The sequence below is a fragment of the Microcoleus sp. B13-B6 genome, assembly GCF_036705405.1.
In the GTDB taxonomy this organism is placed as follows: domain Bacteria; phylum Cyanobacteriota; class Cyanobacteriia; order Cyanobacteriales; family Microcoleaceae; genus Microcoleus.
The window spans coordinates 23,103-48,952 of the sequence record NZ_JAUBUJ010000004.1; the positions used below are offsets into that span (position 1 = coordinate 23,103).

Annotated in this window: 17 protein-coding genes; 11 read left to right on the forward strand and 6 right to left on the reverse strand. The window is 44.9% G+C overall.

From position 1 onward, the window contains the following. Window positions 1-401: 401 nt before the first annotated feature. The 10 genes from QUB35_RS02715 to QUB35_RS02760 all read left to right on the forward strand — a co-directional run bounded on the left by QUB35_RS02715 (window position 402) and on the right by QUB35_RS02760 (window position 15,069). Entirely contained in the window at window positions 402-1,433 is a 1,032-nt protein-coding gene (locus QUB35_RS02715; protein ID WP_333139139.1) for a cyclic nucleotide-binding domain-containing protein, read from the forward strand. A gap of 5 nt (window positions 1,434-1,438) precedes the next feature. Continuing rightward, a complete protein-coding gene (locus QUB35_RS02720; protein ID WP_333139141.1) occupies window positions 1,439-3,058 on the forward strand; it encodes an NHLP bacteriocin system secretion protein in 1,620 nt (539 codons plus the stop codon). Window positions 3,059-3,113: 55 nt separating this feature from the next. Next, a complete protein-coding gene (locus tag QUB35_RS02725; protein WP_333139143.1) occupies window positions 3,114-4,199 on the forward strand; it encodes a hypothetical protein in 1,086 nt (361 codons plus the stop codon). A gap of 238 nt (window positions 4,200-4,437) precedes the next feature. Then, entirely contained in the window at window positions 4,438-4,917 is a 480-nt protein-coding gene (locus tag QUB35_RS02730; RefSeq protein WP_333139145.1) for a chemotaxis protein CheW, read from the forward strand. Further along, window positions 4,898-6,217, forward strand: a complete 1,320-nt coding sequence (locus tag QUB35_RS02735; RefSeq protein WP_333139147.1) for a CheR family methyltransferase — start codon at window positions 4,898-4,900, stop codon at window positions 6,215-6,217. The genes QUB35_RS02730 and QUB35_RS02735 overlap by 20 nt, the downstream gene beginning before the upstream one ends. Before the next feature lie 16 nt (window positions 6,218-6,233). After that, window positions 6,234-7,832, forward strand: a complete 1,599-nt coding sequence (locus QUB35_RS02740; RefSeq protein ID WP_333139149.1) for a methyl-accepting chemotaxis protein — start codon at window positions 6,234-6,236, stop codon at window positions 7,830-7,832. A gap of 69 nt (window positions 7,833-7,901) precedes the next feature. Further along, window positions 7,902-8,909 (forward strand): chemotaxis protein CheW, encoded by a 1,008-nt coding sequence (locus QUB35_RS02745; RefSeq protein ID WP_333139151.1) that lies wholly within the window; start codon window positions 7,902-7,904, stop codon window positions 8,907-8,909. Between the two features lie 18 nt (window positions 8,910-8,927). Next, a complete protein-coding gene (locus QUB35_RS02750; protein WP_333139153.1) occupies window positions 8,928-12,047 on the forward strand; it encodes a hybrid sensor histidine kinase/response regulator in 3,120 nt (1,039 codons plus the stop codon). Window positions 12,048-12,408: 361 nt separating this feature from the next. Next, a complete protein-coding gene (locus QUB35_RS02755; protein WP_333139156.1) occupies window positions 12,409-13,458 on the forward strand; it encodes a chemotaxis response regulator protein-glutamate methylesterase in 1,050 nt (349 codons plus the stop codon). Between the two features lie 84 nt (window positions 13,459-13,542). After that, window positions 13,543-15,069, forward strand: coding sequence for a response regulator (locus QUB35_RS02760; protein ID WP_333139158.1), 1,527 nt, complete (start codon window positions 13,543-13,545; stop codon window positions 15,067-15,069). Between the two features lie 1,010 nt (window positions 15,070-16,079). On the opposite strand, the gene QUB35_RS02765 is transcribed toward QUB35_RS02760, so the two are convergent. After that, window positions 16,080-17,756, reverse strand: coding sequence for a mechanosensitive ion channel (locus QUB35_RS02765; protein WP_333139161.1), 1,677 nt, complete (start codon window positions 17,754-17,756; stop codon window positions 16,080-16,082). 101 nt (window positions 17,757-17,857) lie between these two features. Beyond that, window positions 17,858-19,057 (reverse strand): transposase, encoded by a 1,200-nt coding sequence (locus tag QUB35_RS02770; protein WP_333139163.1) that lies wholly within the window; start codon window positions 19,055-19,057, stop codon window positions 17,858-17,860. A 147-nt stretch (window positions 19,058-19,204) separates the two neighbouring features. Between QUB35_RS02770 and QUB35_RS02775 the strand changes: the two genes are divergently transcribed. Beyond that, window positions 19,205-19,669, forward strand: coding sequence for an SRPBCC family protein (locus tag QUB35_RS02775; RefSeq protein WP_333139165.1), 465 nt, complete (start codon window positions 19,205-19,207; stop codon window positions 19,667-19,669). 311 nt (window positions 19,670-19,980) lie between these two features. On the opposite strand, the gene QUB35_RS02780 is transcribed toward QUB35_RS02775, so the two are convergent. The 4 genes from QUB35_RS02780 to QUB35_RS02795 form a co-directional block, all read right to left on the reverse strand. Next, window positions 19,981-20,667, reverse strand: coding sequence for an alpha/beta hydrolase (locus QUB35_RS02780; RefSeq protein WP_333139167.1), 687 nt, complete (start codon window positions 20,665-20,667; stop codon window positions 19,981-19,983). A gap of 599 nt (window positions 20,668-21,266) precedes the next feature. Then, window positions 21,267-22,091: a SirB1 family protein gene (locus QUB35_RS02785; protein ID WP_333139169.1), complete on the reverse strand. Its 825-nt coding sequence runs from the start codon at window positions 22,089-22,091 to the stop codon at window positions 21,267-21,269. 401 nt (window positions 22,092-22,492) lie between these two features. Beyond that, complete coding sequence (mutL, locus tag QUB35_RS02790) at window positions 22,493-24,391, reverse strand: DNA mismatch repair endonuclease MutL (protein WP_333139172.1); 1,899 nt, start codon at window positions 24,389-24,391, stop codon at window positions 22,493-22,495. Window positions 24,392-24,573: 182 nt separating this feature from the next. Next, window positions 24,574-25,683 (reverse strand): ATP-binding protein, encoded by a 1,110-nt coding sequence (locus QUB35_RS02795; RefSeq protein WP_333139173.1) that lies wholly within the window; start codon window positions 25,681-25,683, stop codon window positions 24,574-24,576. Window positions 25,684-25,850 lie beyond the last annotated feature (167 nt).

Consider the following 25,850-nt stretch of genomic DNA (forward strand, 5'->3'; position numbering starts at 1 on the left):
GCATCTATAGCAATCCTAAATGATTCGTGTAATTCTTGTAGGGGCAAACCCCCCGTGGTTGCCCCGCCTTGGCTGGGGTAGGCACGGGGAGTAGGGGTAGCACTACCCCTACATATTTTTACAAATGATTTAGGATTGCTATACGTGATTGAAGCCGGTCGAGTGGTTCAGCAGGGGACGTTTAAAGAATTAGCTTCTCAGGAGGGTATGTTTGCCAAATTGATAGCGAAGCAAGGAAAGGTGAAAAACTGAAAAAGGGAAAAATTCGATAACCTGCCTCCACGGATTTTACTGTATCTATCAGCCAAAACTGCAATTATTCCACCTTTTTACCGCTTTTATCCACGCTTTACAATGCGATCGCCCATATAAACAAAACCGCCCTCTCATTAGTTTCAACCATGCCACCTGTACTTACCCAACTCAACAACTTAAAAGTTCTCGAACCACCCGATATAGAGTGGATGGTTCAAACGGGCACTCACAAAGAAATGCCGGTTGATACAGTGCTGATTCAAGAAGGTCAGCACTCAGACTCAATTTACTTTATCCTCGACGGTACTGTAGCAGTCTTAATTTCGCAGAACAATTCCGAAGACGATCAAGAAATTGCTCGTTGCAGTAAAGGTGAAGTAGTTGGCGAGATGTCCTTCATAGACGATCGCCTCCCCTCCGCCACTGTCAAAACCGTAGAACCCTCGCTAGTATTAGCTTTATCTAAACGGCAGTTACAAATAAAGATGGAGCGAGATCCAGATTTTGGGGCTAGACTTTACCAAGAACTGACTGCCATCTTATCCTCCCGCCTACGAAGTGTCTCTAAATTACTAGCGCAAAACAAAATCGTCCCAGGACAAGCATTGCGAAAAGTCCTATTTCTCTTTGCCATCCTGAATGACAATGATATCGACTGGATGGTAACTCGTGGCAAAAAACAAAATGCTCCCGCTGGAACCTCGTTAATTCAACAAGATCAGCCCGTAGAAGCCTTGTACTTTTTGTTACAAGGCAATTTGGCAGTAATATTTTCCATGATGGTAGAGGGAAAACCAGTGGAAAAAGAATTGGCACGACGGGCGAGTGGAGAAATTGTCGGTGAGATGTCTTTTGTAGAAGCAGGGAACGCCTCTGCAAGTATTAAATGTGCGGAGAATTCAGTGGTATTAGCCGTACCGCAACAGATGTTAAGAGAGAAAATACAACGCGATCGCGGATTTGCCACTCGCTTTTATCGCGCTATTTCTCTGGTGTTAATCGATCGGTTGCGTGAAGGCTTAATACAACGTGGTTTTGGTCAAAAAGCTTACAGCCAAGACCAACAACTAGCCGAGGACATTGAGTATGAAGATGAAATTCCTCTGGACGTGCTAGAACCAACCCTACTGGCAGGTACTCGGTTTAAGTGGATGATGAATCGGCTACAAAGGAATTAATTGTTATGACTGCTTCAGATATAAATGATACCCCCGATCAACAGCAATCTCTAGAATCTGTTGCTTCTCCAGAACGCCTTGACCAACTCATGCAAGTGGTCAAAACCAAAGACTTTATCCCAGCTATAGCCGTGGGGGGATTTATGGTGATGGCGCTAGTTTGGAGCGTTGTTGGTAGAATTCCTATCACAGTGACAGGACAAGGAGTATTGATTTCACCGCAACGAGTTGTAGAATTACAATCACCGATTGCCGGACAGTTAGAATCTTTACTGATTAAAGATAATCAATGCGTCAAAAAAGGGGAAATTATAGCGACGATTAAACCCACCGAGTTACAGGAACAACTGAAACTACAACAAGCTAAACGCCAGCAATTAATTGTACAAAATATCAAAACTAATTCACTCCAAGAGCAGCGTACCCAACTGGAGCAAGAAGAGATTGCAGCAATGAGAGCAAATCTGACCCAACGGTTGCAAGATGTTCAAGCCATGTCTGGGGTTCTCAAGGAGCGAGCTTTAGCTACTATTGGGCAGCAACGCCAAACTCTGCAACAAAGGTTTCAGAATACGCAGGCATTAGCGTCTGTTTCTAAAGAACGAGAGTTAAGTGCTATTAAACAGCAGCGTCTTTCCCTTGAGGAAAGTCTTCAGGATGTTTCTAAGATAAATCCAGTGCTCAAAAAGAGGTTAGACGGTCGAAAGGCTCTTCTAACTGAAGGCGCGATATCACAGGATACAGTTTTGGAGGCGGAAAATGATTATCGAGAAAACCGTACTCAAATTTCTAGTATTCAAACTCAGTTAAAAGAATTAAGCAGTAAAGAAGTAGGGATTGATAAATCTTTTCGAGAGAATCTCAACCAAATTTCTGACATTCAAGCTCAATTGCAGCAACTTAATAGCCAGGAGATTATAGTTGAAAATTCTTTTAGAGAAAATCGCAGTCAAATCTCAGAAATTCAATCTCAGCTACAAGAGTTAAACACCCGCAGCAAACGCTTAGAACAAGACAATTTAAAAGCATCTAACGATCGAGAAAACGAAATTGCGGAGAGCTCTCGCGCTGTTGCCCAACTAGAACAGCAAATTAAGGAGCGGAGCTTAATTCAAAGTCCCCAAGAAGGTTGCATTCTAGAAGTCAGTATTGTAGTTGGACAAGTTGTCAGTCCGGGTATGCGCTTCGGTGCTCTGCAAACTCAAGAGCAAGGAAAAGTTCATCTGACTAGCATCGCCTACTTTGATGTGAAAAATGGTAAGCGGATCAAGCCCGGAATGAAAATTCAAATTACACCGGATACGGTCAAGCGGGAGCGATTTGGAGGTATTGTCGCAATGGTGAAATCCGTGTCTGCCTATCCTGTTACCTCAACCGGAGCAGCTTCAAAATTAGGTAATGCTGAACTGGCAGATAGGCTTACCGAAAAAACCGCCAAGGTGGAGGTGATTGCAGAGTTAATATCAGAACCCAGTAATGTCAGCGGCTACCAGTGGTCATCGTCGAAGGGACCAGATATGAAGTTGACACCGGGAACTACAACAGCGTTGCGGGTAAAGGTGGAAGAACAAGCGCCGATTACCTTTTTGCTACCGTTCTTACGCGAGTGGACCGGAATTCAATAGATGATAGCTGTTAATAAATTTATTTTTGCCAACTTAGTTTTGGAGTTGACCTGACATGAGTTCGTTAAATTCTCAAAATTTTAAATCACCACACCACTCTGAAGAAAACTTAGAACGGACTCCCATTACCTTTGCGTCGGCGATTGCTAAACTCACAAACTTAGCTCTTGAGGAGTTCGATCGAGAAATTGCTCAAAAGCAGCTTTACTATCACACCCGCGAGCATATTAATAACGTACAGCACCGAGCGAACATTATTTTTCAAGCAATCCGTCCTCATTGGGAAACATCCCTAAAGGACAATGCTGCGCCAGATTATATGGCACGAATGCAACTTCTACTAGATATTTGTGCAACTGCCCATGATATGCTGCAACTTTTTGTTCCTGAAACCCAACCTCACAAGTCCAGACGACGCGAGATGGGTGTAAGTGAGGCAGCAACAATTGAAAAGTTGTTTGAATACATTAACATCCTAAATCAACAGCAATGCGAACAAAATCTGAATAGTCTTGCACGGTTCTCGGATGCAGACTTATTGATTATTCAAGACGCCATCGAAGCCACCATTTGCATATACGAACCATCCGAGCAAGCGATTTATCAACCTGCTCTTTATGACTCCAGCAAACCTCTATCACCTCTAGCGATAATTATTGCCTTAGCAGATATTGGAGCATTAGGAATGGAAGGAGTAGCAGCCTATGAGCGAGAAGGTAGTCTTTTGTTCTTAGAAGAAAATCCCGATGTCATTCCCATCTTATTAAATCATAAAACTTTGGCTTCGGAAAATCCAGAACTTTATGAGAATATCCGGCAGCGCCTTCTGAGGCGTGCTCGCTTCCAAATCAGCTTTGCCAAGTCACGCCTGACTCGATATGCCAGTGAGATTGAACATTTGCCAGCAGACGCAATTGAAGTTCTGACTTATCAGGTCTTTCAATATTTAAATCCGACAACGATTCAAGAGATTGATTCAAGGACTCCTACCGCCGAAGATACACCACTTGAAGTATTGATTACATTCTTCAAGCTGGAGCATTACATAAGTAGTATAATTGAAAAGACAGGTGTTGAGAACGAGCTCACCATTATTTGTGGTCAAAATGTCCAGAATATCCTTGACATTCCTAGGGAATGAGTGTAACAATTAATATTGACTATATTGGTTACTACAAGGAGCATCTCATATTTGTAGAAACACTTCTTCGGGCTCCTGTCTCGTGTCTCCAAACTCCAATTTCTAGCTGGGTTGCACAAGTGATACGCTCCCGACTACAGTCAAAAACTTAGCCGAGTTTAAACAGTTTTATGTGTAATTTTTAACTTCAAAACTTCTGTATTTTTACCTACTATTTGAGGAAGCAAGAGGTCTTACCATGTTAATGTTACTCTTCTATATTGGAAAAGATTCCTATGCCATCGAGAGTTCTCGCGTAGTAGAAGTAATACCTAGAGTTCCTCTCAGGAAGATGAATCATGTACCGGAGTATGTCGCAGGATTATTTAACTACCGAGGTAAAATAGCACCTGTTATTGACCTTTGCCATCTGATTCAGGGAAAACCAAGCGGCTTTAAATTGAGTACGCGGATTATTATGGTCAGCTCTTCCACTAATGATAATAGGCTGCAATACCTGGGATTGATGGCGGAACGGGTAATCAAGACATTGGATAAGCCAGAAACTGAATTAGTAAATTCCGATGCTCGCATGAACGTAGCACCTTACTTAGGCGGAATGATTCTAGATCAAAACGGCATGATTCAGCGGATTCATCTGGAGCAACTATTCACTGATGCACGACACCTTTATTTAGCAGCAGGAGCGCCCAATACTGATGAGCCTAGCAAAAATTGAAACCTTGTTAAGTCAAAAAATTGGAATTGCCGCTAATATCATCGGCTCTCACAAAATTGCCAAAGCCGTCCAAACTCGTCAAACAGCTTGTGGTTTACCCGATTTTGATACCTATTTCAAAGTTTTACAAACCTCACGCCAAGAATTAGAAGAACTAATTGAAAAAATTGTAGTTCCAGAAACCTGGTTTTTTCGCGATCGCAAACCCTTTGATTTCCTGATCAACTACGTCCGCTCTGAATGGTTAAACAAATCAGGTTCAACCAAACTGCGTCTGTTAAGCGTACCATGCTCCAGTGGCGAAGAACCTTATTCAATGGCGATCGCGCTACTGGAGGCTGGCTTGTCTGTAAATCGGTTCAGCATTGATGCGATCGATATTAGCAAACAGGCGCTCGCCAAAGCGCAGCGAGGCATTTATGGGAAAAACTCATTTCGGGGCGAAGACTGGATTGAGCGCGATCGTTATTTTCAACAAACAGTAGCCGGCTATGAAATCATTGCACCCGTTCGGAATATCGTTAAGTTTCGCCAGGGCAACCTTTTAGATGTGTTTTCTGATGCCGAAACCAAGTATAACATTATCTTCTGTCGTAATCTATTAATTTATTTGGAACCCACTGCCTGTACTCAAGTCTTCAATACCCTAGATCGTTTGTTACTTCCAAACGGATTACTTTGCGTCGGATCGGCTGAAACCGGAAAAGTTCCCAGCCATCCCTTTATTTCAATTCGACAATCCTTTACATTTGCGTACCGGAAATCGGATATCATTCAAGTGCAGTCGCCATTGAGAGAGACTTCAGCATCTACTGAATCACAGCAAAGCTTACCGTTGAACAAAAGTCACATAACCCAGATTGAACAGCCCCGAACTCTAGCACGCAATACCTCCTCTACCGCGATCGTTACCCGTCAGTCTACTTCTCAATTGCCTTCTAAAGCAATCCAATCAACAGATAAAGTCAGCAGCACAAAAACTCATTCGGGGCTGGAACTGGCTAGACAATTAGCGGATGTCGGGCAAGTAGAAAAGGCAATTAATCATTGCCAAGAATATTTGGCTGGCAACTCTACTAATGTTGAAGCCTATACTTTACTGGGTACATTGTATCAAGCAAAAACTGAAAATGCTCAAGCTGAGCGATATTTTCAGAAAGCACTTTACCTTAATCCTAACTGCTACGAAGCCCTGATACATCTATCTCTTTTGAAAGAACATCGGGGCGATATTGTGGGTGCAGAAATTCTTAAGCAGCGAGTTCAAAAGATACAGCAAAATACCCAATTATGCGGATAACAATGAGGCAGTATTTATGGTGAATAACGTGTTCAAAGATCAATCTTTACAAGGTCGCATTAAGACCGCTTTCAATTTCATGGGAGCATTGGTTCTTATCGTAGGGCTAGTGGGCTTAATCTCTACGTTGCGCTTAAGTGGTAACATCGATACATTAAGCAATAATAGTTTGCCGAGCCTGGTTGGATTGTGGAAAGTCAACGAAGGGCAAACCCAGATTGAATCGTCAGAACGAGCTTTATTGGTTGCTGGACTAACTGCCCAGGAACGACAAGCTGAGTTAGAGCGAATCAAAAAAGCTTGGAATCAGATCGATGAAGGGTTTAAGCAGTATGAAGCAACTCCTCGAACGGAAGAAGAAAATAGAAACTATAAAAACCTCCAGAGTAACTGGGATAGATGGAAAAGCGATCATGAAGATTTTCTCAAACTCAACCAGCAATTTGAAAGTTTAGGAATTCTGCATCCCTATGCCAGAGAAGTGGAGTTAATTGGTCAGAAGCCAAATAATCCTCTAGAAATAGCCAATACTCGAAAAGCCCTTGGTGTTTTCGAGCAGCTACGCAATCGTGCCAAGACAAATCGTGCCTCTTTTGATACTGCAACAGCAGCGATTCTAGAAGCACTGAGAATTAATGAAGACACTGCTACTATAGCCGAAAAAAATGCCACTCAAGCTATTAGCCAATCACAGTTTTGGACAATTATTGCTATGCTGATCGGCCCTGGGGTAGCAATTCTTTTAGGCCGATTTCTCAGTAATGCGCTGATTCAGAGCTTGCAACAGTCAGTGGTGCAAATTACAACCTCTGCAACTCAAATTGCAGCATCTGGTAAAGAATTGGAGGCCACTGTTGCGGAACAACTTGCTTCCACGAACGAAGTCACCGCCACTGCACAGGAAATTGCTGCAACCTCCAGAACTTTGGTAAAGACAATGGAACAAGTTGCTGGGATGGCTCAAACAACCGCCATCTCTGCAAACGACAGTCAGGATGAACTCGCCGAGATGGAAAATGTCATGAGGCAACTGGCGGAGGCAACGACTTCTATCTCCTCCAAACTAGGAGTGATGAATAAAAAAGCCGGAAACATCAGCAATGTTGTGACCACAATCACAAAGGTCTCAGACCAAACCAGCCTCCTGTCACTCAATGCAGCTATCGAAGCAGAAAAAGCGGGAGAATATGGTGCGGGTTTTGCGGTTGTTGCGCGAGAAATTCGACGACTTGCCAATCAGACGGCAGTCGCTACGCTCGAAATTGAGCAAATCGTAAAAGATATGCAATCGGCGGTTACGGTTGGTGTGATGGAAATGGATAAATTCAACAACTCGGTGAACAATAGTGTAGATCGAGTCAGCAAGATTAGCGACCAAGTTGCGAAAGTCATCACTCAAGTACAGAGTTTGCCACCTCGATTTGAACAAGTCAGTCAAAGCATTGAAGACCAATCGGAGGGGGCGCAGCAAATTAGCGAGGCAATGGAGCAACTCGGTCAAGCTTCTCATCAAACAGTGGATGCTTTACGTGAAACGAATAGTGCCTTGGAACAACTGGATGATGCAGCCCAAGGATTACGGAAAGAGATATCCCGGTCTAAGACTTATCGGTAAAGATGGTTAACTATAGCCTTTCTCAGTAACATGAGGTGCTCATCGGGCATGGGGCATGGGGCATGGGGCATGGGGCATGGGGCATGGGGCATCGGGCATGGGGCATGGGGCATCGGGCATGGGGCATGGGGCATGGGGCATGGGGCATCGGGCATGGGGCATGGGGCATCGGGCATGGGGCATGGGGCATTGGACTCGCCCCCATACATCACAACGCTTGAGAACCGCTATAGAAGGAATGAGGAAGAATATCGAGGTGAAGAATGCTTATACAGCAAACTTTTTAGCCCGACATTTAGCCCGACATTACGTTTAATTAGGTGGATTTACTTAACAACCAAATTAGTTATGACTAACCCTTGGAGTGAACCATTGACTGTAGAAAGCTCCCTGAATGACTGCTGGAATCAAATTGGGGTCATGGGCGATCGCTCATGCGGTCAATTAGCAACTGTGATACATTGCTATGAATGCCCAGTTTATGCAGAAGCTGGCGATAGTTTGCTAGAACGCGAACCACCACTGAATTACTTAGATGAGTGGCTCAATATTCTGGCAGAAACACCCGTAGACCACGAGGATGTAGAAGGCGATGAAATAGTCATCCACACAGCGGATGCTATTTCGGTCATGATCTTTCGACTTGGGAATGAGCGATTAGCTCTTCCAGTCCGAATTCTGCAAGAAGTGACCCCTCCTTGTGTCATTCAACCCCTGCCCCATCGCAGCAACGAGTTATTTTTGGGACTGGTGAACATTCGCGGGGAAACGTTGCTTTGTGCTTCCCTGAGTCATTTGTTGAATTTAGAATCGGCTAAGGAGACTTCCTCCACTGTCACATCCGCCAATGCCAAACGAATGATAATGGCAGGGCAGGGAAACGATAAGTGGGTCTTTCCGGTTGATGAAGTTCATGGAGTTTACCGCTTCCACCTAAATGAATTACGAGATGCCCCTATTGTGATTACTAAAGCCACTGAGGCTTACACCCAGGGAATTATTCATTGGCATGGCAATCAAGTCAATTATCTCGATTCTGAATTGTTGTTCTACACCCTCAATCACAAAATTTTGTAGCAGAACACGGAGCGGATTATGAGCGATCACTCGAAGTTGGAGCTATTTCGTCAGGAAGTTGAAACTCAGGTCACCATCCTCAAGGAAGTGCTTCCTATACTCAAAACGCAACCATTCTCTATGCTCGAACTTGGGCAAGCAATTCAGGCAGCCCACTCGGTATGGGGAACTGCTCGAATTGTAAAGATGGAGGCGATTTCCCATCTGGCACAACTCATTAAGGAGTGTTTGATTACCGCTCAGAACAAGACCGTTACCCTAGGTGATGAGCAAATTGATGTCTTACTTCATGCGGGTGATTTACTTTTGGGTATGAGCAAAGTGACAGAGGAGGAGCAGGAGCGGTGGATGAGGGAGCATTCCTGGGATTTGGCAACGACCCAAAAAGCTATTTCGATCGTCTTGTCCTCTGAAGTTAACATGATGGCTGTTCCTTCAGTTCAGGCGAACGAAGTGGGTACTGATGTGTCTTCATTTAGTCAGGAGACAACATCTTCTGAGTCTGTACCGAAGACAACTTTAGTTGTCCCTTCTGAACTTATCCCTTCTGATAACGCAGGACACGAAGAAAGGGCGATCGCCATTTCCTCCAACCCAACTATCACAACAACGCCTACAGTACCCCCAAATGTAACAGTGGCAGCGGATACTACAAAAACAACGCCTACAGCACCCCCAGTTGTGTCAGCGGCACTGGATACTACAAAAACAACCCCTACAGCACCCCCAGATGTAACAGCGACGCTGACTGGCGATGACTCCATGATGGACTTATTTCGCCTGGAAGCAGAAGCACAGGTTGCTATCTTGAATGAGGGATTGCTGGCATTGGAAAGCAATTCTCAATCGACGCAGGCATTGGAAACATTAATGCGAGCAGCCCACTCGATTAAGGGGGCTGCTCGCATTGTTGGGCTCGATGCGTTAGTCAATATAGCTCATGTGATGGAGGACTGTTTTGTGGCAGCACAGAACAAGACAGTGGTACTGAATCCCGATTGTGTCGATGTGCTGCTTCAAGGTGTGGATTTGCTCGAAGGTATAGGTCAAGTAAGCGATGTAGAATTAGCCAGTTGGTTAGCAGAACATAATGCCGAATTTGAAATAACAAGAGGGGCGATCGCTGCTATTTTGACCCCAGAATCTGCACCCAAACTCGATCGCGCGAGAGTTAGAGATGGAGAAGAGGAAAATATAGTTTCTCAGTCCCGTGTTTCAGTCGCTTCTACAGTTTCCGAATCATCCCTAGAAATTTCCAACCAATCTAGCATTCAGTCCACATCTTCATATACCGCGATCGCGATCGATCAAGCTGAATCATCGCCATCAGACGTGATGGTGCAGGAAAGTCCAGAGCGGGGTAAATCTTCCTCTTCAGAATCAGAACACGCGGCTACTCAAGATCGCGTAGTGCGAGTCAGTGCTGAGAACTTAAATCGAATTATGGGGCTCGCAGGTGAGTCACTGATTGAAGCCAACTGGCTGCAACCCTACGCAGACTCCATGATGTCCCTGAAACGGCGGATGGTCGAAATTTCCAGAACGCTAGAACAGTTGCAGGATAGCCTTGAACACGGTGCCTATCAGCCAGAAGGAAAGGAGTATCTAGAAACAGCAAGAAACCAAGAACAAGAGTGTCTAGACTTTCTGGGCGAGCGCTTGGGGGAACTGGAGCTATATGCCCAACGGACTGCTAATCTGTCCGATCGCCTCTACCGGGAAGTCATTACCTCGCATATGCGTCCCTTTGTGGATGGCGTACAAGGCTTTCCGCGCATGATCCGCGACTTGGGACGCAAGTTGAATAAGCAAGTTAGGTTAGAAATTGTAGGTAAGGCAACGCCGGTCGATCGCGACATTCTCAAAAAGCTGGAAGCTCCCCTGACTCATATCTTGCGAAATGCAACGGATCACGGAATTGAACTACCAGACGAACGGACTGCTGTTGGAAAATCGGCGGTGGGTATGATTCGACTGGAGGCATTTCATCGAGGTGGAATGCTAGCAATTACCATTTCCGACGATGGGCGAGGTATCAATCCAGAGCAGTTGCGCCAAAAGGTGATTAACAAAAACCTGGCAACTTCGGAAATGGCAGCCCAGCTTACGGATGCTGAATTGATGGAGTTTCTGTTTTTACCTGGATTCTCCACCGCTAAACAGGTAACGGAAATCTCTGGAAGAGGTGTGGGTCTGGATATTGCTAAAAGTATGGCACAGGAAGTAGGCGGAACGGTGCGTGCTATATCGCAACCGGGCAAAGGAATGAGTTTCCACTTTCAACTGCCGCTAACGCTGTCGGTGGTTCGCACGTTGTTGGTGGAAGTTTCTGGCAAGCCGTATGCGGTGCCCCTGGCTCGCATCGATCAGATTGTTACTGTGGAGCGATCGCACATTTCGGAGGTGGAAAATCGCCAATACTTTACGATGAATCAACAAAATATTGGTTTAATCGCTGCCCATCAAGTTCTAGAATTACCTGAACCATCCTCTAATCCAGGTTCGCTGTCTGTGGTGGTGATCAGCGATCAATCTAATCCCTATGGTTTGGTGGTGGACAAGTTTTTAGGTGAGCGCGATTTAGTGGTTCGACCACTCGATCCGCGTTTGGGCAAAGTACCTGATATTAGTGCCACATCTATAATGGGAGATGGCTCGCCGATTCTAATTGTTGATGTATCGGATCTGGTGCGATCGATCGATGCTATCCTCAACGCCGGACGATTAACAAAGGTGGGAGGCGAGGTAACGGATGTCGTTAAAGACAAACGCAAGAAAGTTTTGGTTGTGGATGACTCGATCACGGTGCGGGAAATGGAACGTAAGCTGCTAGAAAATCGCGGCTATAGCGTGGATATTGCTGTCAATGGGATGGAGGGATGGAATGCTGTTCGGACTAACCACTACGATTTAGTGATCAGTGATATTGATATGCCACGCATGAATGGGATTGAACTGGTGAAGCAAATGAAGAACCATTCCCGTTTGTATTCCATTCCTGTGATTATTGTGTCTTATCGCGATCGCGAGGAGGATCGGATTCAGGGCTTAGAAGCGGGTGCAGATTACTATCTAACTAAAAGTAGTTTTCATGATGCAACCCTGATTGAGGCTGTCGTGAATTTAATTGGGCGTTGATAAGTAGAATGAAGAAGGCAGGAGGGAGAAGGCATAGACACCAAGCTTTTGACCCAACCCAAAAACGGATACCGTGCCACGTACTCCTGTCGTGGAAAGATAAAAAATTTAGACCCAAGTTCAAGATCCCTGATTTATCTGTGGGGTAAATCTAAAATCTAAAATCTAAAATCTAAAATCGACTGATGACCCAGCCCAAAAACGGATACCGTGCCACGTACTTAAGCCGTGGAAAGATAAAAAATTTAGACCAAAGTTCAAGCTTCCTGATTTTTCTGTGGGTAAATCTAAAATCTAAAATCTAAAATCTAAAATCGACTGACTCATCCGTGTTTTACGTTTAATTTAGGGGGATTTGCTGATGAGAATTGCAATTGTTAATGATTTGGCGATCGCAACTGCTGCACTCCGACGGGTTTTGCAGACAGTTTCTGACTACCAGGTGATTTGGACTGCACGGGATGGAGCCGAAGCAGTTGCTAAGTGCGCTCAAGATACGCCAGACATGATCTTAATGGATTTGTTGATGCCTGTCATGGATGGAGTAGAAGCAACCCGTCAGATTATGAAACACTCTCCCTGCCGTATTCTGATTGTTACAGCCAGTGCTGATAAAAATCTTGCAAAAGTTTATGAAGCGATGGGATACGGCGCTTTAGATGCAGTTGATACACCTGTTTTGAGTGGCACAGATACCGCTAATACAGCAAACGCGCTACTCGCTAAAGTTGGCACAATTCGCAAACTGCTAAAACAGCCTTCTTCAACAAAGATACAAGCAAAAAAGTCCATTTCATCGCTGGAATTGGATCGACGAAGTGGACTTTCATCTACTGTATCTACTGTCCCGTTAGTGGCGATTGGATCGTCTACAGGTGGCCCGAAAGCATTAGCAACCATCCTTTCGCAGCTACCTGCTAGTTTTGGTGCAGCGATCGCGATCGTCCAACACATAGACGATCAGTTTTCTAGTGGATTGGTTGATTGGTTGAGACAACAAACAGTATTGCCCATAAGAATTGCGGTTGCGGGCGATCGATTGGAAAAGGGAACTATTTTAGTGGCAGGTACTAACGATCATTTGTATTTAAAACCGGACTTGACTCTCGGCTACACCAAAGAGCCGATTAATTATCCCTATCGTCCATCAGTTGACGTATTTTTCAAGAGTGTTGCTCAACATTGGACGCGCAAGGGAACTGCGATTCTGCTAACAGGAATGGGTAGAGATGGGGCGGAGGGATTAAGCGTATTGAAGCTTCAAGGTTGGCACACGATTGCTCAAAATAAGGACAGTTGTGTGGTATATGGAATGCCTAAAGCAGCGGTTGAGTTGAATGCTGCTGTAGAGGTTTTATCACCAGATGCGATCGGCACTACCCTCCGCCAAAATCTCATACTAAACCGCTAATTAAGTAAATACATCTAATAAAACGTCAAACACGGATTAGTTAAAAGCTGGCTCTCTATACTGACTTTATTCTTTTTACCACTTATGACAACTTTGATACACGAGCAAATAACAGTTTTATTAATTGACGATCAACCCATCATTAGTGAAGCCATTCGTCGAATGTTGGCTTCCGAACCGGACATCGTATTTCACTACTGTAGCGATCCAACTCAAGCTTTTGACATTGCGGAGGAGTGCCAGCCAACTGTCATACTGCAAGACCTGGTTATGCCCCAAATGGATGGCTTGCTGTTAGTTCGATTTCTACGATCCAAAGACAGTTTTACCTGTAATATTCCGCTAATTGTGCTGTCCAGTAAAGAAGACCCTACTATCAAAGCTAAGGCCTTTGGACTTGGCGCCAATGACTACCTAGTGAAACTGCCAGATCGCATGGAACTGATCGCTCGCATCCGCTATCACTCCAATGCCTATTTGAATTTCCTCAAGCGACAGGAAGCTGAAGGACTTTTCAAAGCTGAAATTTTACGTCAAGCAGCATATATTGAGCAAGTTGGTAAGGTGACAAGTGCTGCTTCTGAGGTGGAACGAGATGCTTTTCAACCGGATGCACTAACAGAGGTTGCTAAACGCAGTGACGAACTAGGACAACTGGCACGAGTCTTTACTCAGATGGTCAATACGGTCAAAGCACGAGAGAAGGAATTGACCAGGGCAAATCAAAATTTGGAAGAGCTGCTGACAGCTTATGGTCGCTTTGTTCCTCATGATTATCTGCGTTTTCTGCGGAAGAAAAGTATTACTAATGTGCAATTAGGGGATCATGTCAGCAAAGTTATGGCAGTGATGTTTTCTGATATTCGCTCCTTTACTACGCTGTCTGAAAAAATGACTCCCAAGGAAAATTTTGCTTTTGTCAATACTTATTTGCAGAAAGTTAGTCCAGAAATTCGTACTAATCATGGTTTGATTGTCAAGTTTCTGGGGGACGGTATGATGGCTGTTTTTCCAGATGGAGGCAATGATGCTTTGGCGGCGGGCGTTGCTATGTTTAGAGTCGTTGAGCAATTTAATCAGGGGCGACTTCAGGCAGGTGAGCAACCTATTAAGATTGGGATTGGTATTCATGTGGGTCACATGATGCTGGGCATGGTCGGCGAAGAGAACCGGATGCAGGGTGATGCTTTTTCTGACAATGTTAATTTAACGGCACGGTTGGAAGGGCTAACAAAGTTTTACGGCGTTTCTCTTCTGATTTCTCAGCAAGTGCTAGACGATTCAACTAATGCCGATGAATACCAATTGCGCTTTTTAGACCGGGCGATTGTGAAGGGACGAAATGAGCCGATTGCGGTTTATGAGGTCCTGGATGCAGAACATGAGGATGTCAGGGTACTGAAGTTGAAAACCAAACTGGATTTTGAACAAGGATTGGAATTATATCGGCACAAAGATCGGCTGGAATCTGCGAGAGAAAGTTTTGAGAAGGTGATTGCTGTACATCCTGCTGATAAAACTGCTCTCCTTTATTTGGAGAGGATTGAGCAATTGATGAGGGAGGGTGTGCCTGATAACTGGAATGGTGTTTGGAGTTTTACAGAAAAGTGATTTGTGAGGATTGAATTAAATTTATCTGAACGTAATAAATACTTCCTTAATTTGATGGACCTGAAAGTTGAAAAAATTGTCAAAAAGCGGCCTAAGAATGGTTGAGTTGCTCTACCTCAACTTTTGCGCTGGTCAATCTAAAATCAAAAATTACCCAACCCTCCCAAAGGCTCGCTCCAAACGGGCTAATAAAAACCACTGATTATGGTGATTTGACACTCCCCACGGCTGAAGCCTGGGGATTCTCCAAGCTAAACTTGGAAGGGACAGGCAAAAGTCCCCCTAGACGCTCAAAACAATACCCGTATCAAAGATATTGCAATTGCGCTTACTTTTAGAGTTTTTCTTACTTTCAGAGTCCATCGCACGAGCCAGATAGGTACGCTCCTCACCCTGCCATTATTCGCCCTTTAAGTATTCCGCATCAAAGGCGGATGTCTCCGTTGCCGGGATTTCTCCGCACGCTTGATGATTCTTCGCGTAGATGGTTATTCTTACTTGCTGTTTGAATTATATCAAAAACTGAAGGCGGTTGAAACCGCTACCGACTTATCCCCCCGTCTAAAGCCAGGGGCCAGGCGGGCTCGTTCTTCGGTCAAAAATGCTGAGGGTGTCTTACTGCCCGGAATTTCACCGTTCTAGGAATGGTTCAACACGTAGTTGATACGCCTACTTGTTCCGCATTGTTAGATTATAACACAGATTACTCGCAGCCTAAAGGCTGCAACTGCGTTTCATACCCTGCGGGAAAGACCGGGGTTCTCACGCGACGCGCTATAGCAATCCTAAATGATTCAGATAAATTTGTACGGGTAGTGCTAAGAGTGCCTACCCCCTATCTATCGGGCAACCGGGCGTGGGATTGCCCCTACAATAATTATGCAAATGATGCGAGGATTGCTATAGCTGTATCCTCAAATTCAAAGGCTTTGCGATTGGTTCGCGACCCTTACAATGAAATTAATCATAAAAAAATGGCGTTTGTACTTGACAAACGCCATTTTATAGAGTTACGAACGCGGCGTCTTATCTTGTTTAAACGACGCTAACAATTCGCGAATTTGGTCGGCCGCAATCTCGCGCCCGCCCAAACCAAAAGCTAGAGCAATACCAACTGCGATCGCCCCAAGCAGCAGCCCGAAAGCCAAATTCACAATATCGCTGCCAATGCCCATCTGTTGCAGCGCCAAGGCCGAAACAAAGGCAATAATAGCAATCCGAGCCGCTTGGCCCAAAAGCCGCGCTTGACGAGTTCCAGAACTGGCAATCAAACTAAACGCCAGATTCGCCAAATACAAGCCGATCGCAAATACCACCAAACCGGCGAGCACCCGACCTGCAACCAGGACAATACCGCTAACAATCGCCGTCAGCGCGGGAATTTGCAGCACGTCGGTAGCTGCCACCACAGCAAACAGGATGATGCCCACCTGCACCACAATACCGACAAACTCAGAAGGTGTGCGGGCCGGAAGTTCCGGTTCCTGAAGAATCGTTGCCTCCGGATCGATCGAACTTGGCGGTAGCCTCAGCGACTGTTTCGGTGCCTGCACTCCCAACCAAGAAAAGACATTGTTAAAGCCAATTCCGGTCAGGATATTAGTAACCAAATCGCCTACCCAGCGCCCCAAAATGTAAGCAAGCGCCAGAATCAGGGCTGCCGTGAAGATTTTGGGTACCGCGCCCAAAATGTCGTTGAGCATCGCGATTGCCGGCTGCGAAATCGCTTGAATGTCCAAAGCGTTGAGAGCTGCGATCGCGGTTGGAATCAAAATCAAAACATAGACGATCGTCCCGGCAATCCACGACAGCGATTGTCCGCCAGAAGTCCGCGAAATTCCAAACCGAGCGCCCAAACCGTCCGCCCCAGCAGCAGCCAACAGATTCGTGACAATCCGCCGCACCACCATAGCCAGTAGCCAGCCCACAAACCCAATCAGCACAGCTTCCAGAATTTTCGGAATTGCCGCCAGAATTTGGTTGAGTAAATTATTAACCGGCAGCAGAGCCTGCTGCATTTCCAGTGAGTCGAGAATCAGCGGCAAAAACAGCAGAAAAATGAACCAGTACAGCGCATTCGCCACAGTATCGCTCAGCAGCAAAGGGCGCTCAGTGGGCGCTGCGCCCACCTCCTGATTCAAGCGCTCGTCTACGCTAAAAGTCCGCATCACGCGCGATACGGCCATTTTGGCGACTGTCGCCAACACCCAAGCAATCCCCAACCAAATTAGCGCGCCGGCTAACTTCGGCAAGAAACCGGTAATTTGATTGAGAAAAGTATTGAGCGGTTGCGAGACAGCCGTTAGATTCAGGCGATCGAAAAAGGCAATTAGGAAAAAGATAAAAATGATCCAGAACACCGCTGTGGAAATCCATTTTTCCACTTGCGGGGTTTCAGCTCCTTCCGGGCGGCCGGTAATCCAAGCCGCCAGCCGATTGTCGATCGTCGTCTTCTTGAGCAATCCCCCGACTATAGATGAGACGACGGCTGATACTATCAAGCCAACTAGCAGGATACCGACGGCCCAGAGGAGATTTTCAATGTTTGAGCCCTGAAAGAGATTGTTAATTCCGCGTTCGGCTTGTGCCAGCGGATTTGCGGGCTGGGCCTGTGCCAAAAGGCGATCGGACAAAGCCGCTATGGGGCCCGATATCGGTTGAGTTATTTCTTGCCAAGTTTCATTCATTTTTTTCTCAGGTTAACGTCACATTTGACAAGGAGAAGACGAAACTTTAATAATAGTTCCAAAAAATCTAGACATCGCCTAAATTTAATGTTTGTACACTTTTAATGTACTGGGTTAACTACAAAACCCTCTATCGAATTTGGGATCAACCCATCTCCGACTGCTTTTGTGCCAATATTCAAAGAACCGTTTACATCGGCCTTTATGAAGTGTCCAGTTTGGGTTCTGAACAATCCTCTTTTTACCCTACTGCCAATGTAGTCGGAATGTTGTTGAATTGGTTCCAAATCCCAAGCTGAACATTTGGATGTGTAACTCTCCTCAACTAACACAACTTTAATTCCCGCAAGTTGTCCTTTGTACTGCAACATTTGCACGAATCGGCGATGGGGAATACAGGCAAAATTTTGATTATTAACCTTACCAGTATTAATCCCATCTTGAAAATCATGGTTCCAGCCTATCGCTAGCAAGCCCCTTTGATGATTAACGAGTTCTTTAATAATTGCGGAACTCGTCGTGTGGAGGTAGTAATCCACTTTACAGTTAGGCTTGTGCCACAATGGGGCAAGTTTTTTACTGTTTTTTTGCGCTGCGGGCAGCAATGATTTCAATGCCGATGAAACTTGATTGCAGTATTGGTTGGTTGACTTAACAGCCCGTCCATCGAAGATTGTCGGTACTAACCCAGGAACATTGTAAGTTAATGTTGCCAGATTGTTTAATCCTAAATCTATGGCTGCTGCTCTCTGATTAACTTGTAAAGGCTGTTCTAACTTTTCATAGACCACCTCGACAACATAACAACCTACTTTGGGAACAATCCGGATTTCCAGAATCGAGCTGACTTTTGAGGGCAACCAAATATTAGTCCCAGAGGGACGAGCATATCCTTTTTTTAAGGCTCTTTTGCTGACAGCTTGACAATTAAATACAACTACATAGCGCCCGTCCTCTCTTTTTCGCTCTCTTGAACCTTTGTAATGAGGGATTTTCGGGGCGGCTTTAAATTTAGTTGGGTATTCCTGATAGTTTCGCACCGCCAGATAATAGCTAGTCCATGCTTTGAGGACTAAGCCGATCGTGCTTTGTGCTACCTTTGCGGGCAGTGCTTTGTAATCAGGACTTATTTTGAGCGCGAGATAAACAGCCAGAGCATTTGTTTGTTGGCTGGCGAAAAAGTTTTGACGGTAGATGTAGTTAGCGCTATTGTAAAGATTTTTGCACAGCCAAGACAGTCGATCGCCTTCTCGATAAAACCTATGATTTGGTTTAATGATGTGCCTTTCGACTAACTCCATAATCAGTATATATACTTTATTTGAAGATGATACACTGTATTTATGAGTGTGTCAATCTTTTAATTTCTGGAAAAATTGACGTTACAAGTAAATAAAGGACTATCAAGTAAGCAAAGTTTTGTAATACCCTCGTTGTTGCAGGTTCTCATGTCAATTCGTCAAGTTTTCGAGCAATCCATTGAAATTCAGGCTGCTGCTACTCTGGTGGAGCGCTGTATAGTCGATCGTACTTTAATGCACAAGTGGCTCAATCCCTTGCTACGCTGCGATCCCCAGGGCGAATGGGATACTGCCGTAGGAAGTCGCAGCTTGTTTATCATAAAAATTCCTGTTTTGCAACCCTCTTTAGAGAGTGTTGTGTTGGAGCGACAACCAGGTTTAATTGTTTGGGGGTTTGACGGATTTTTCAAAGGATGCGATCGTTGGGAATGCCAGCCGCAAATCCAAGGAACTCTCTTGATTAACCGCTTTGAATTTCAAATTCCCAATCGTTTAATTAGATTTGGTTTCAATCGCTTTGCCGCCCCTTGGACGGAAAAAGATATGAAAGACCAACTCCGCCGACTCAAGCGGGTAGCCGAGCAACTATCTCAAAGAATGGGTAAGGGGTAATGGATAATGGGTAATGGGAAACGGGAGCATCTCAATGAAAGCAGCAAAGCTCGAAATTGGAATTAGGAGTCAGGAGTCAGGAGCCAGGAGAAAAGAGTCAGAAGGAAGAAGAAAGAAGTGTTTTTGCAAATATGAGATGCTCCCTGGGAAACTATTACCCTCGCGTAGCCGAATAATTGGTAATTGGTCATGAGTAATTGGTAATAGCTGAAAGCTAGAGCTAATAGGAAAAAAAGCACCAATTCCCAATTCCCAATTCCCAATTCCCAATTCCCAATTCCCAATTCCCAATTCCCTCCAACTTCAGTTATTTATTTCGCACTTCCTGATGGACTGGGCTGACAAATCATTTGTCGGGCCGAATTCACCGCTTGGCCGGCGGTATTTTGCAAAGCAGGGGAATTCTGATACATAGCTTGCAAATTTTGCAAGTCTTTAATCACTCGTTGGTAAATAGCCATAGCTTGATTCCCGTCAACTTCTAAGGCCGCAGGGCCGTAATTTTGCATCACTTCAATCAGCGATATTTTGCCATCTTTGGAAGCTGCGACTAAAGCATCGCGCAGTGCGGGCGCGCTTTGAAGACGAGTGGCCGGCGTATAAGCAACCTCCCCCAATTGTTTGAAAACAATTTCCCCAAAATAAGTATTTGCCAGCCCCGCTACTAATTGGGAATCTAAAGGGACTTCTTGCGTTAATATTTGGCGCACCGACTCGGGAGTTTGTTTCGCAAGACTCAGAACGCTTTGCAGTTGAGATGATGGTTTGCCGGTTTGTGCAAAGCTTTGTAAGTCGCTCATCGGTAATGTTACGTCAACAGCACCGTATTTTACGGTGACATTATCTAATGCCAAGGCTTTGCCGCTGCTTAGGAATACTGCACTTGTTCCCAACAAAAGCGCCAAACCAAATGATAAAGACTTTGACATTCTTTTGGTTAAATTGGCTGACAGCGGTTGCATTCCGTTGAGATAACCTTGTTGAAACTGAAAGTTCATGAGTTTGTGCCTCTTTACGTCAAAATACTTTTTCGATCGCTCGTCATTGCGGGTATCAGTGCAGGTATCAGTGCGGGTATCAGTCGGGAAAGTGGACTCGGAAGTTCGGTAAATGACCTATGATTTTACAGTCATGTCAAGCAAATTTAACCTATCAAAAGATAGGTATTAATTGAGAATTAATATGTTATAATTAGCTGTTTGACAATTTTAGATACCTTTGCAAAAATTATAAAAGCGAAATTTGGTCGTCGGTCAGCAGTTTATTGAGTCTCACTTTTATGTCTTATAGTGTGCTGTGCGACATATACCAAATTTAACTACCAGCCGGGAAGTCCCGGGCGTATATTTAGAGGGGATTAATCTGAGCGCGGAGCCCCGTAGCCCGAATAAATTACGCCCGCGTGATGAAAGGCTCGTCGGGTGTAGGGACCCAAAGCGACAATTATTCTTTTATACCCCTTCATGATCGGGAAATACTCTGATACTATATTAGCAAGTGGGGGTGGAACTACCTCACTATAAAAAGCATGAGAAAAAAAAGGAAAAAGAAGCCTGCAGTCTAACTGTACTCAGTTGACCGTCAGGTTTGTTCACGTTCACAGATCCCGATCGAGCCGATCGACCAATTGGCGAATTCTAGCAGCATCAGGAGCATTCGGAGCATTTCTCAGGTATAGTTCCAAATCGTGGCGCGCTTCGACCAAGCGTCCCAGTTGATAATAGAGAATTCCGCGATCGCGCCGTTCCCCCAGCGCCTCGGGAAACAGCAGCAAAATCCTTTCGATCGCCCAGAGTACCCTCACAGCATCTCCCTGTTGCAAGTAAATCGCCTTCAGATTTCCCAGCATTCGCCCCAACAAATGTCGGCGACTTACCGGGGCGAGAAAAGCCGGCTGCAACTCCATAGGTTGACCATAAATTTGAGAAAGTCTGGCTTGACAATCTTCAGGAAACAAGATTTCGCCGCCGTTAAACGCATCAACAAAAATACCAGCATCTTCAAAATCCGGTCTAATTAAAAAATGTCCTGGCATCCCAATTCCCACCATCGGAAAATCAATGCGCTTAGCAACCTCCAAATAAACCAAAGATAAAGAGATGGGAATGCCAGTACGCCGATCGATCACTTCATTCAAAAAGCTATTGCGGGGGTCGTAATAATCCGCATCATTGCCCCCAAACTGCAACTCCCCGTATAAATAGCTATTAATAGTTTGAATAATCCGCAGCGGATAATTCTGTGCCGGCAGGCGTGAGCGCACCTCATCTGCGATCGTGTCGAGAGCGTTGAGATACTCGTGTGGATCTAAATTTGGGTATTCTTCCAAAGCCATGTAAAGAGCAGCTTTCGCCAGGTCAATCGAGCCATCAGGCTGATTTATTTCTCGATAAAAGAGTTGTCGGGCGATCGGAAAATCCATATTTATTGATTTATTTTTAATTTACTTATTGGACTAATATCATGAACAGGCAAGATGCCTGTTCCACAACAAAGATTATTCGGGTAAATCGGCATTTTTTTGTAGTATAATTAACCTTTTTCATGGTAAAGCAGGAACTTTTTCTTGTGGAACAGGCATCTTGCCTGTTGCAGCTTTTTGTAGTACAATGAAACTTTTTATGCTGGTAATAGAGGCATTTTTTCTTGTGGAACAGGCATCTTGCCTGTTGCCCAAAAGATATTAAAAACACTGCATTATTTAAATTTTAATATATTCTAAGTTGTTTTATCTAAATCAGCCCCTATTTTTAATAAAGCTTCACGATGTTTTTTTCGATCGAGCCAGATTGACGTGAACGCCCTCGGATGTCAAATGAACTTTCAAATCCCGTGACTTTTACCAATCACCCAACTGCGGCGAAAAATCCGAGCCAGAGTCGATTCTTCCAAAGCAAAATAGATAGGGCGGCCGTGAGGACAAGTGCGCGGATTGCGAGTTTGCTGCCATTCATCCAACAAATTTTGCATTTGGGAAAGACTCAAAGGAGTACCGTTTCGCATAGCGCTACGGCAAGCAGTCGCAACTTGAGCCGCTTGTAAATCTGCGACTTTACTGAGCTCAAACAGCGCATCCGCACAGTCATCTCGCTCGGCTAACAATTCAGGAACTTCGCGGGCAGCCCATAGCTGTTCGCCAAAACTTTCTACTTCCAAACCCAAGCGGGATAAATTCTCAATTTGCAGCGCCGATAATTGACTGAGAATTACTGGTTTTTCCAGATATTTTAGCTGCCAAGCCGCGCATAATTGCTCGTATAAAACGCGCTCGTGAGCGATGTGTTGTTCCACCAACCACATGCCGCTGGAATGTTCTGCAACAATGTAAGTATTGTGAACTTGAGCGATCGCCCTCAATTCCATCAATCCTATTTTATTAGCTTTTTCCTGTTCGTCGCCTTCCTCATTTTGTATAGCCGAAATCCCGACACTGTAAGCACTTTTTTGTTCCGATGCCTTCAGCAATTTTCCCACTCGATCGGGAATTGGGGCAGACGGCAAAACTTCATCGTTCAGGTGCAAAGCACGAGCAATTGCCGCGCTAACTTGTTCTTGCCAAAAACTCGGATCGTGCAGATAAATTTCAACCTTAGCCGGGTGGCGGTTCCAGTCGATTTCCGAAGGGGAGATTTGCAGGTGAACAAAACACACGGGATAGCGATCGCGCGGACAAGTGCGGGCAAAGGCGCTGAGAATAGTTTGCTCTAATTCGGGCGATCGCACAACTCGCCGATTTACCCCAACCTTCACCCAATCCGGCCGCCTGCGGTGACAGCGATCGGGCAAACCAATTACTAATTCTAAAAACTGGGAATTGGGAATTGGGCATGGGGCATTGGGCATTGGGCATTGGGCATCGGGAATTGGGCATGGGTAACTCGGCTGTGTTTTTGACAAAAACAATTGCGTGTGTGCGAAATAATCTGGCGATTTATTCCTTTCAGGAAATGAAGGCAAATTTACTTTTAAATACTGCAAATCATTCAAGCGAATTCCCCGCACGAATTGAGGTAAAAGTTGTTCCGCTGTGCTACCAGGAGTTACGTGCAAACAAGGCGTATTTCCTTGACGCAACTGCCAATTAACGTGCGGGTGACAAATAGCAATTTGCTGAAGGGTTAATTGGATCGATCGCATTTGCTGTGCCGGCGACAAAAAACTGCGGCGCACAGGCCAATTGCCAAACAAATTATCAACAGTCACCACCGTACCAGGAGCGATCGCCGCTGTTTCCAGCTCTACAGCAACGCCTGCGTTATTGTAAACCACCCGCCAGCCCGATCGAGCATTTTCAACTCCCCCCTTGTTAAAGGAAGATTTAGCGGGGGTTTGCGCCGAATCTCGATTTTCCGAAAAATCCCCTAATCCCAAATCATTCGATCGGCTCAAAACCTCCAAACAGCCCAACTGAGCTAAACTGTGCAAAGCTTCCCCACGAAATCCCAAAGTATCAATTTTGTAAAGGTCAGCTTCAGTGGTAATTTTGCTCGTACTGTGAGGGGAAGCCGCCTGCCGCAAATTTTCCAGATCCATTCCTGTACCATTATCTGCAACTTGCACCCGCCACTGTTCGGGCCAGACAGAAACAACGATGCGAGTTGCGCCAGCATCCAGAGAATTTTCAACTAATTCTCGTACCGCTGCGGCGATCGAGTCAATCACTTCGCCGGCGGCAATTAAATTGATAACTTCTGTGGGTAAGGTTTGAATAGTAACTGGCATCAGATTTTTAGCATTTCGTTAATTCAATTCTACTTTATTCTGCAAGTCGCTACACAGTATTAGGACTTACGCTCTTCCAGCCGGTTTCTTAGAAAAATATTGTTTGATTACAAAATATCTACTCATCAACCAAGTCTCTGAGGCTTAGTGAAAAAGTCCTCAGTATATATCTTCTAACCTACTTAATTTTGATCTGCTAAAGCCTCGGTTTTCGGCAAGCGGATGTAAAAAGTTGTCCCTTTTCCGTCCTCCGACTCATAAGTAATTTGCCCTTTGTGAGCCTCAACCATCGACTTAACAATTGCCGTTCCCAACCCAGTACCAGTCCGTTTACCATAGGTCACAAACGGTTCAAATAACTTTTCCTTAATTGCAGGTGGAATGCCGGGGCCGTTATCGTAAATGCTAATTTCTGCCCAATCCTCACTTTGCCACGCAGCAATCTCCACCCGCCCCCCTCGTCCGCCAAAAGCCTCAACAGCATTCCCAACTAAATTTTGTAAAACGCGCAAAATCTTATTTTCATCCGCTTCCACTATCACTTCTGTCACCCGTACTACCAAATCTACTTTTGCTGCTTCAAAATAAACTCGGTTCAACTTTTGAAACTGCTGCAACGTCTGAATTAGATTAACTGGTTTTTTATTTAATACAGAATTGCCGCGCGAAAATTCTAACACTTCTTCAGCCATCCCCAACATTCGCTGAACCTGCAATTGAATAAGTTCGCACCACTCCTGAGTTTCCTCATCCGGGTGCATTTCTTTGAGCACTTCACTGGAGAGTTTAATTCCGGTAAAAGGACTTTTGAAATCGTGAATAATTGTACTCACCATTTCTCCTACCAATACCATTTTTTGTTTGTGTACCAACTGGCTAACATATTGATCCGTGGTATCCCGTAAATTTTTAGTAATGAAACTAAACATTTGCAGTACCGAACTGCCTTTAGCAAACTGGAGAGTTGTTATTAGTTCTTCACGGTCTATTTTGGCCAAAGTCGAGCCGGTAACTGCCACAGCTCTAGCACTGCGAGGCTCTCCGTCTAAAACTCCGAGTTCGCCAAAATAATCGTCTGGGTTAGCGACAGCAACAGTTTGATATTTATGATTTTCGATCCGCTTGCTAAACTCGACTTTACCTTCTAAAACTAGATATAAAAAATCCGCTGTTTCTCCTTCTTCAAAAACCAGCGTTTCCTCAGCAAAACTCTCCAAAACAGCTATTTGGCAAAGGTGAGCAGCTTGCTCTGGTTCAAAATAAGACATAAATCGATGAGAGGCCAGATCCATGTGAAAATACCTGAGACTTAATTTAAACAGTTTCTTTCTTCTATTTTCGCTGATCACCATCGGTGCGTTAATAAAATACAATACTGCTTTAATCTGGCTCTCTTTTCTAGCCTCCGAGGCTTTGACGCAAGGATTAGCGTCGGGATGCAGAGCCAGACTAGCATAGC

Excerpts from the sequence above, each read along its gene's own strand:
- QUB35_RS02795 (WP_333139173.1), bottom strand. The coding sequence starts at position 25,683 with ATGGATCTGGCCTCTCATCGATTTATGTCTTATTTTGAACCAGAGCAA.
- QUB35_RS02720 (WP_333139141.1), top strand. The coding sequence starts at position 1,439 with ATGACTGCTTCAGATATAAATGATACCCCCGATCAACAGCAATCTCTA.
- QUB35_RS02725 (WP_333139143.1), top strand. The coding sequence starts at position 3,114 with ATGAGTTCGTTAAATTCTCAAAATTTTAAATCACCACACCACTCTGAA.
- QUB35_RS02715 (WP_333139139.1), top strand. The coding sequence starts at position 402 with ATGCCACCTGTACTTACCCAACTCAACAACTTAAAAGTTCTCGAACCA.
- QUB35_RS02740 (WP_333139149.1), top strand. The coding sequence starts at position 6,234 with ATGGTGAATAACGTGTTCAAAGATCAATCTTTACAAGGTCGCATTAAG.
- QUB35_RS02735 (WP_333139147.1), top strand. The coding sequence starts at position 4,898 with ATGAGCCTAGCAAAAATTGAAACCTTGTTAAGTCAAAAAATTGGAATT.
- QUB35_RS02745 (WP_333139151.1), top strand. The coding sequence starts at position 7,902 with ATGGGGCATGGGGCATGGGGCATCGGGCATGGGGCATGGGGCATCGGG.
- QUB35_RS02780 (WP_333139167.1), bottom strand. The coding sequence starts at position 20,667 with ATGAACTTTCAGTTTCAACAAGGTTATCTCAACGGAATGCAACCGCTG.
- QUB35_RS02775 (WP_333139165.1), top strand. The coding sequence starts at position 19,205 with ATGTCAATTCGTCAAGTTTTCGAGCAATCCATTGAAATTCAGGCTGCT.
- QUB35_RS02760 (WP_333139158.1), top strand. The coding sequence starts at position 13,543 with ATGACAACTTTGATACACGAGCAAATAACAGTTTTATTAATTGACGAT.
- QUB35_RS02765 (WP_333139161.1), bottom strand. The coding sequence starts at position 17,756 with ATGAATGAAACTTGGCAAGAAATAACTCAACCGATATCGGGCCCCATA.
- QUB35_RS02770 (WP_333139163.1), bottom strand. The coding sequence starts at position 19,057 with ATGGAGTTAGTCGAAAGGCACATCATTAAACCAAATCATAGGTTTTAT.
- QUB35_RS02755 (WP_333139156.1), top strand. The coding sequence starts at position 12,409 with ATGAGAATTGCAATTGTTAATGATTTGGCGATCGCAACTGCTGCACTC.
- mutL (WP_333139172.1), bottom strand. The coding sequence starts at position 24,391 with ATGCCAGTTACTATTCAAACCTTACCCACAGAAGTTATCAATTTAATT.
- QUB35_RS02730 (WP_333139145.1), top strand. The coding sequence starts at position 4,438 with ATGTTAATGTTACTCTTCTATATTGGAAAAGATTCCTATGCCATCGAG.
- QUB35_RS02750 (WP_333139153.1), top strand. The coding sequence starts at position 8,928 with ATGAGCGATCACTCGAAGTTGGAGCTATTTCGTCAGGAAGTTGAAACT.
- QUB35_RS02785 (WP_333139169.1), bottom strand. The coding sequence starts at position 22,091 with ATGGATTTTCCGATCGCCCGACAACTCTTTTATCGAGAAATAAATCAG.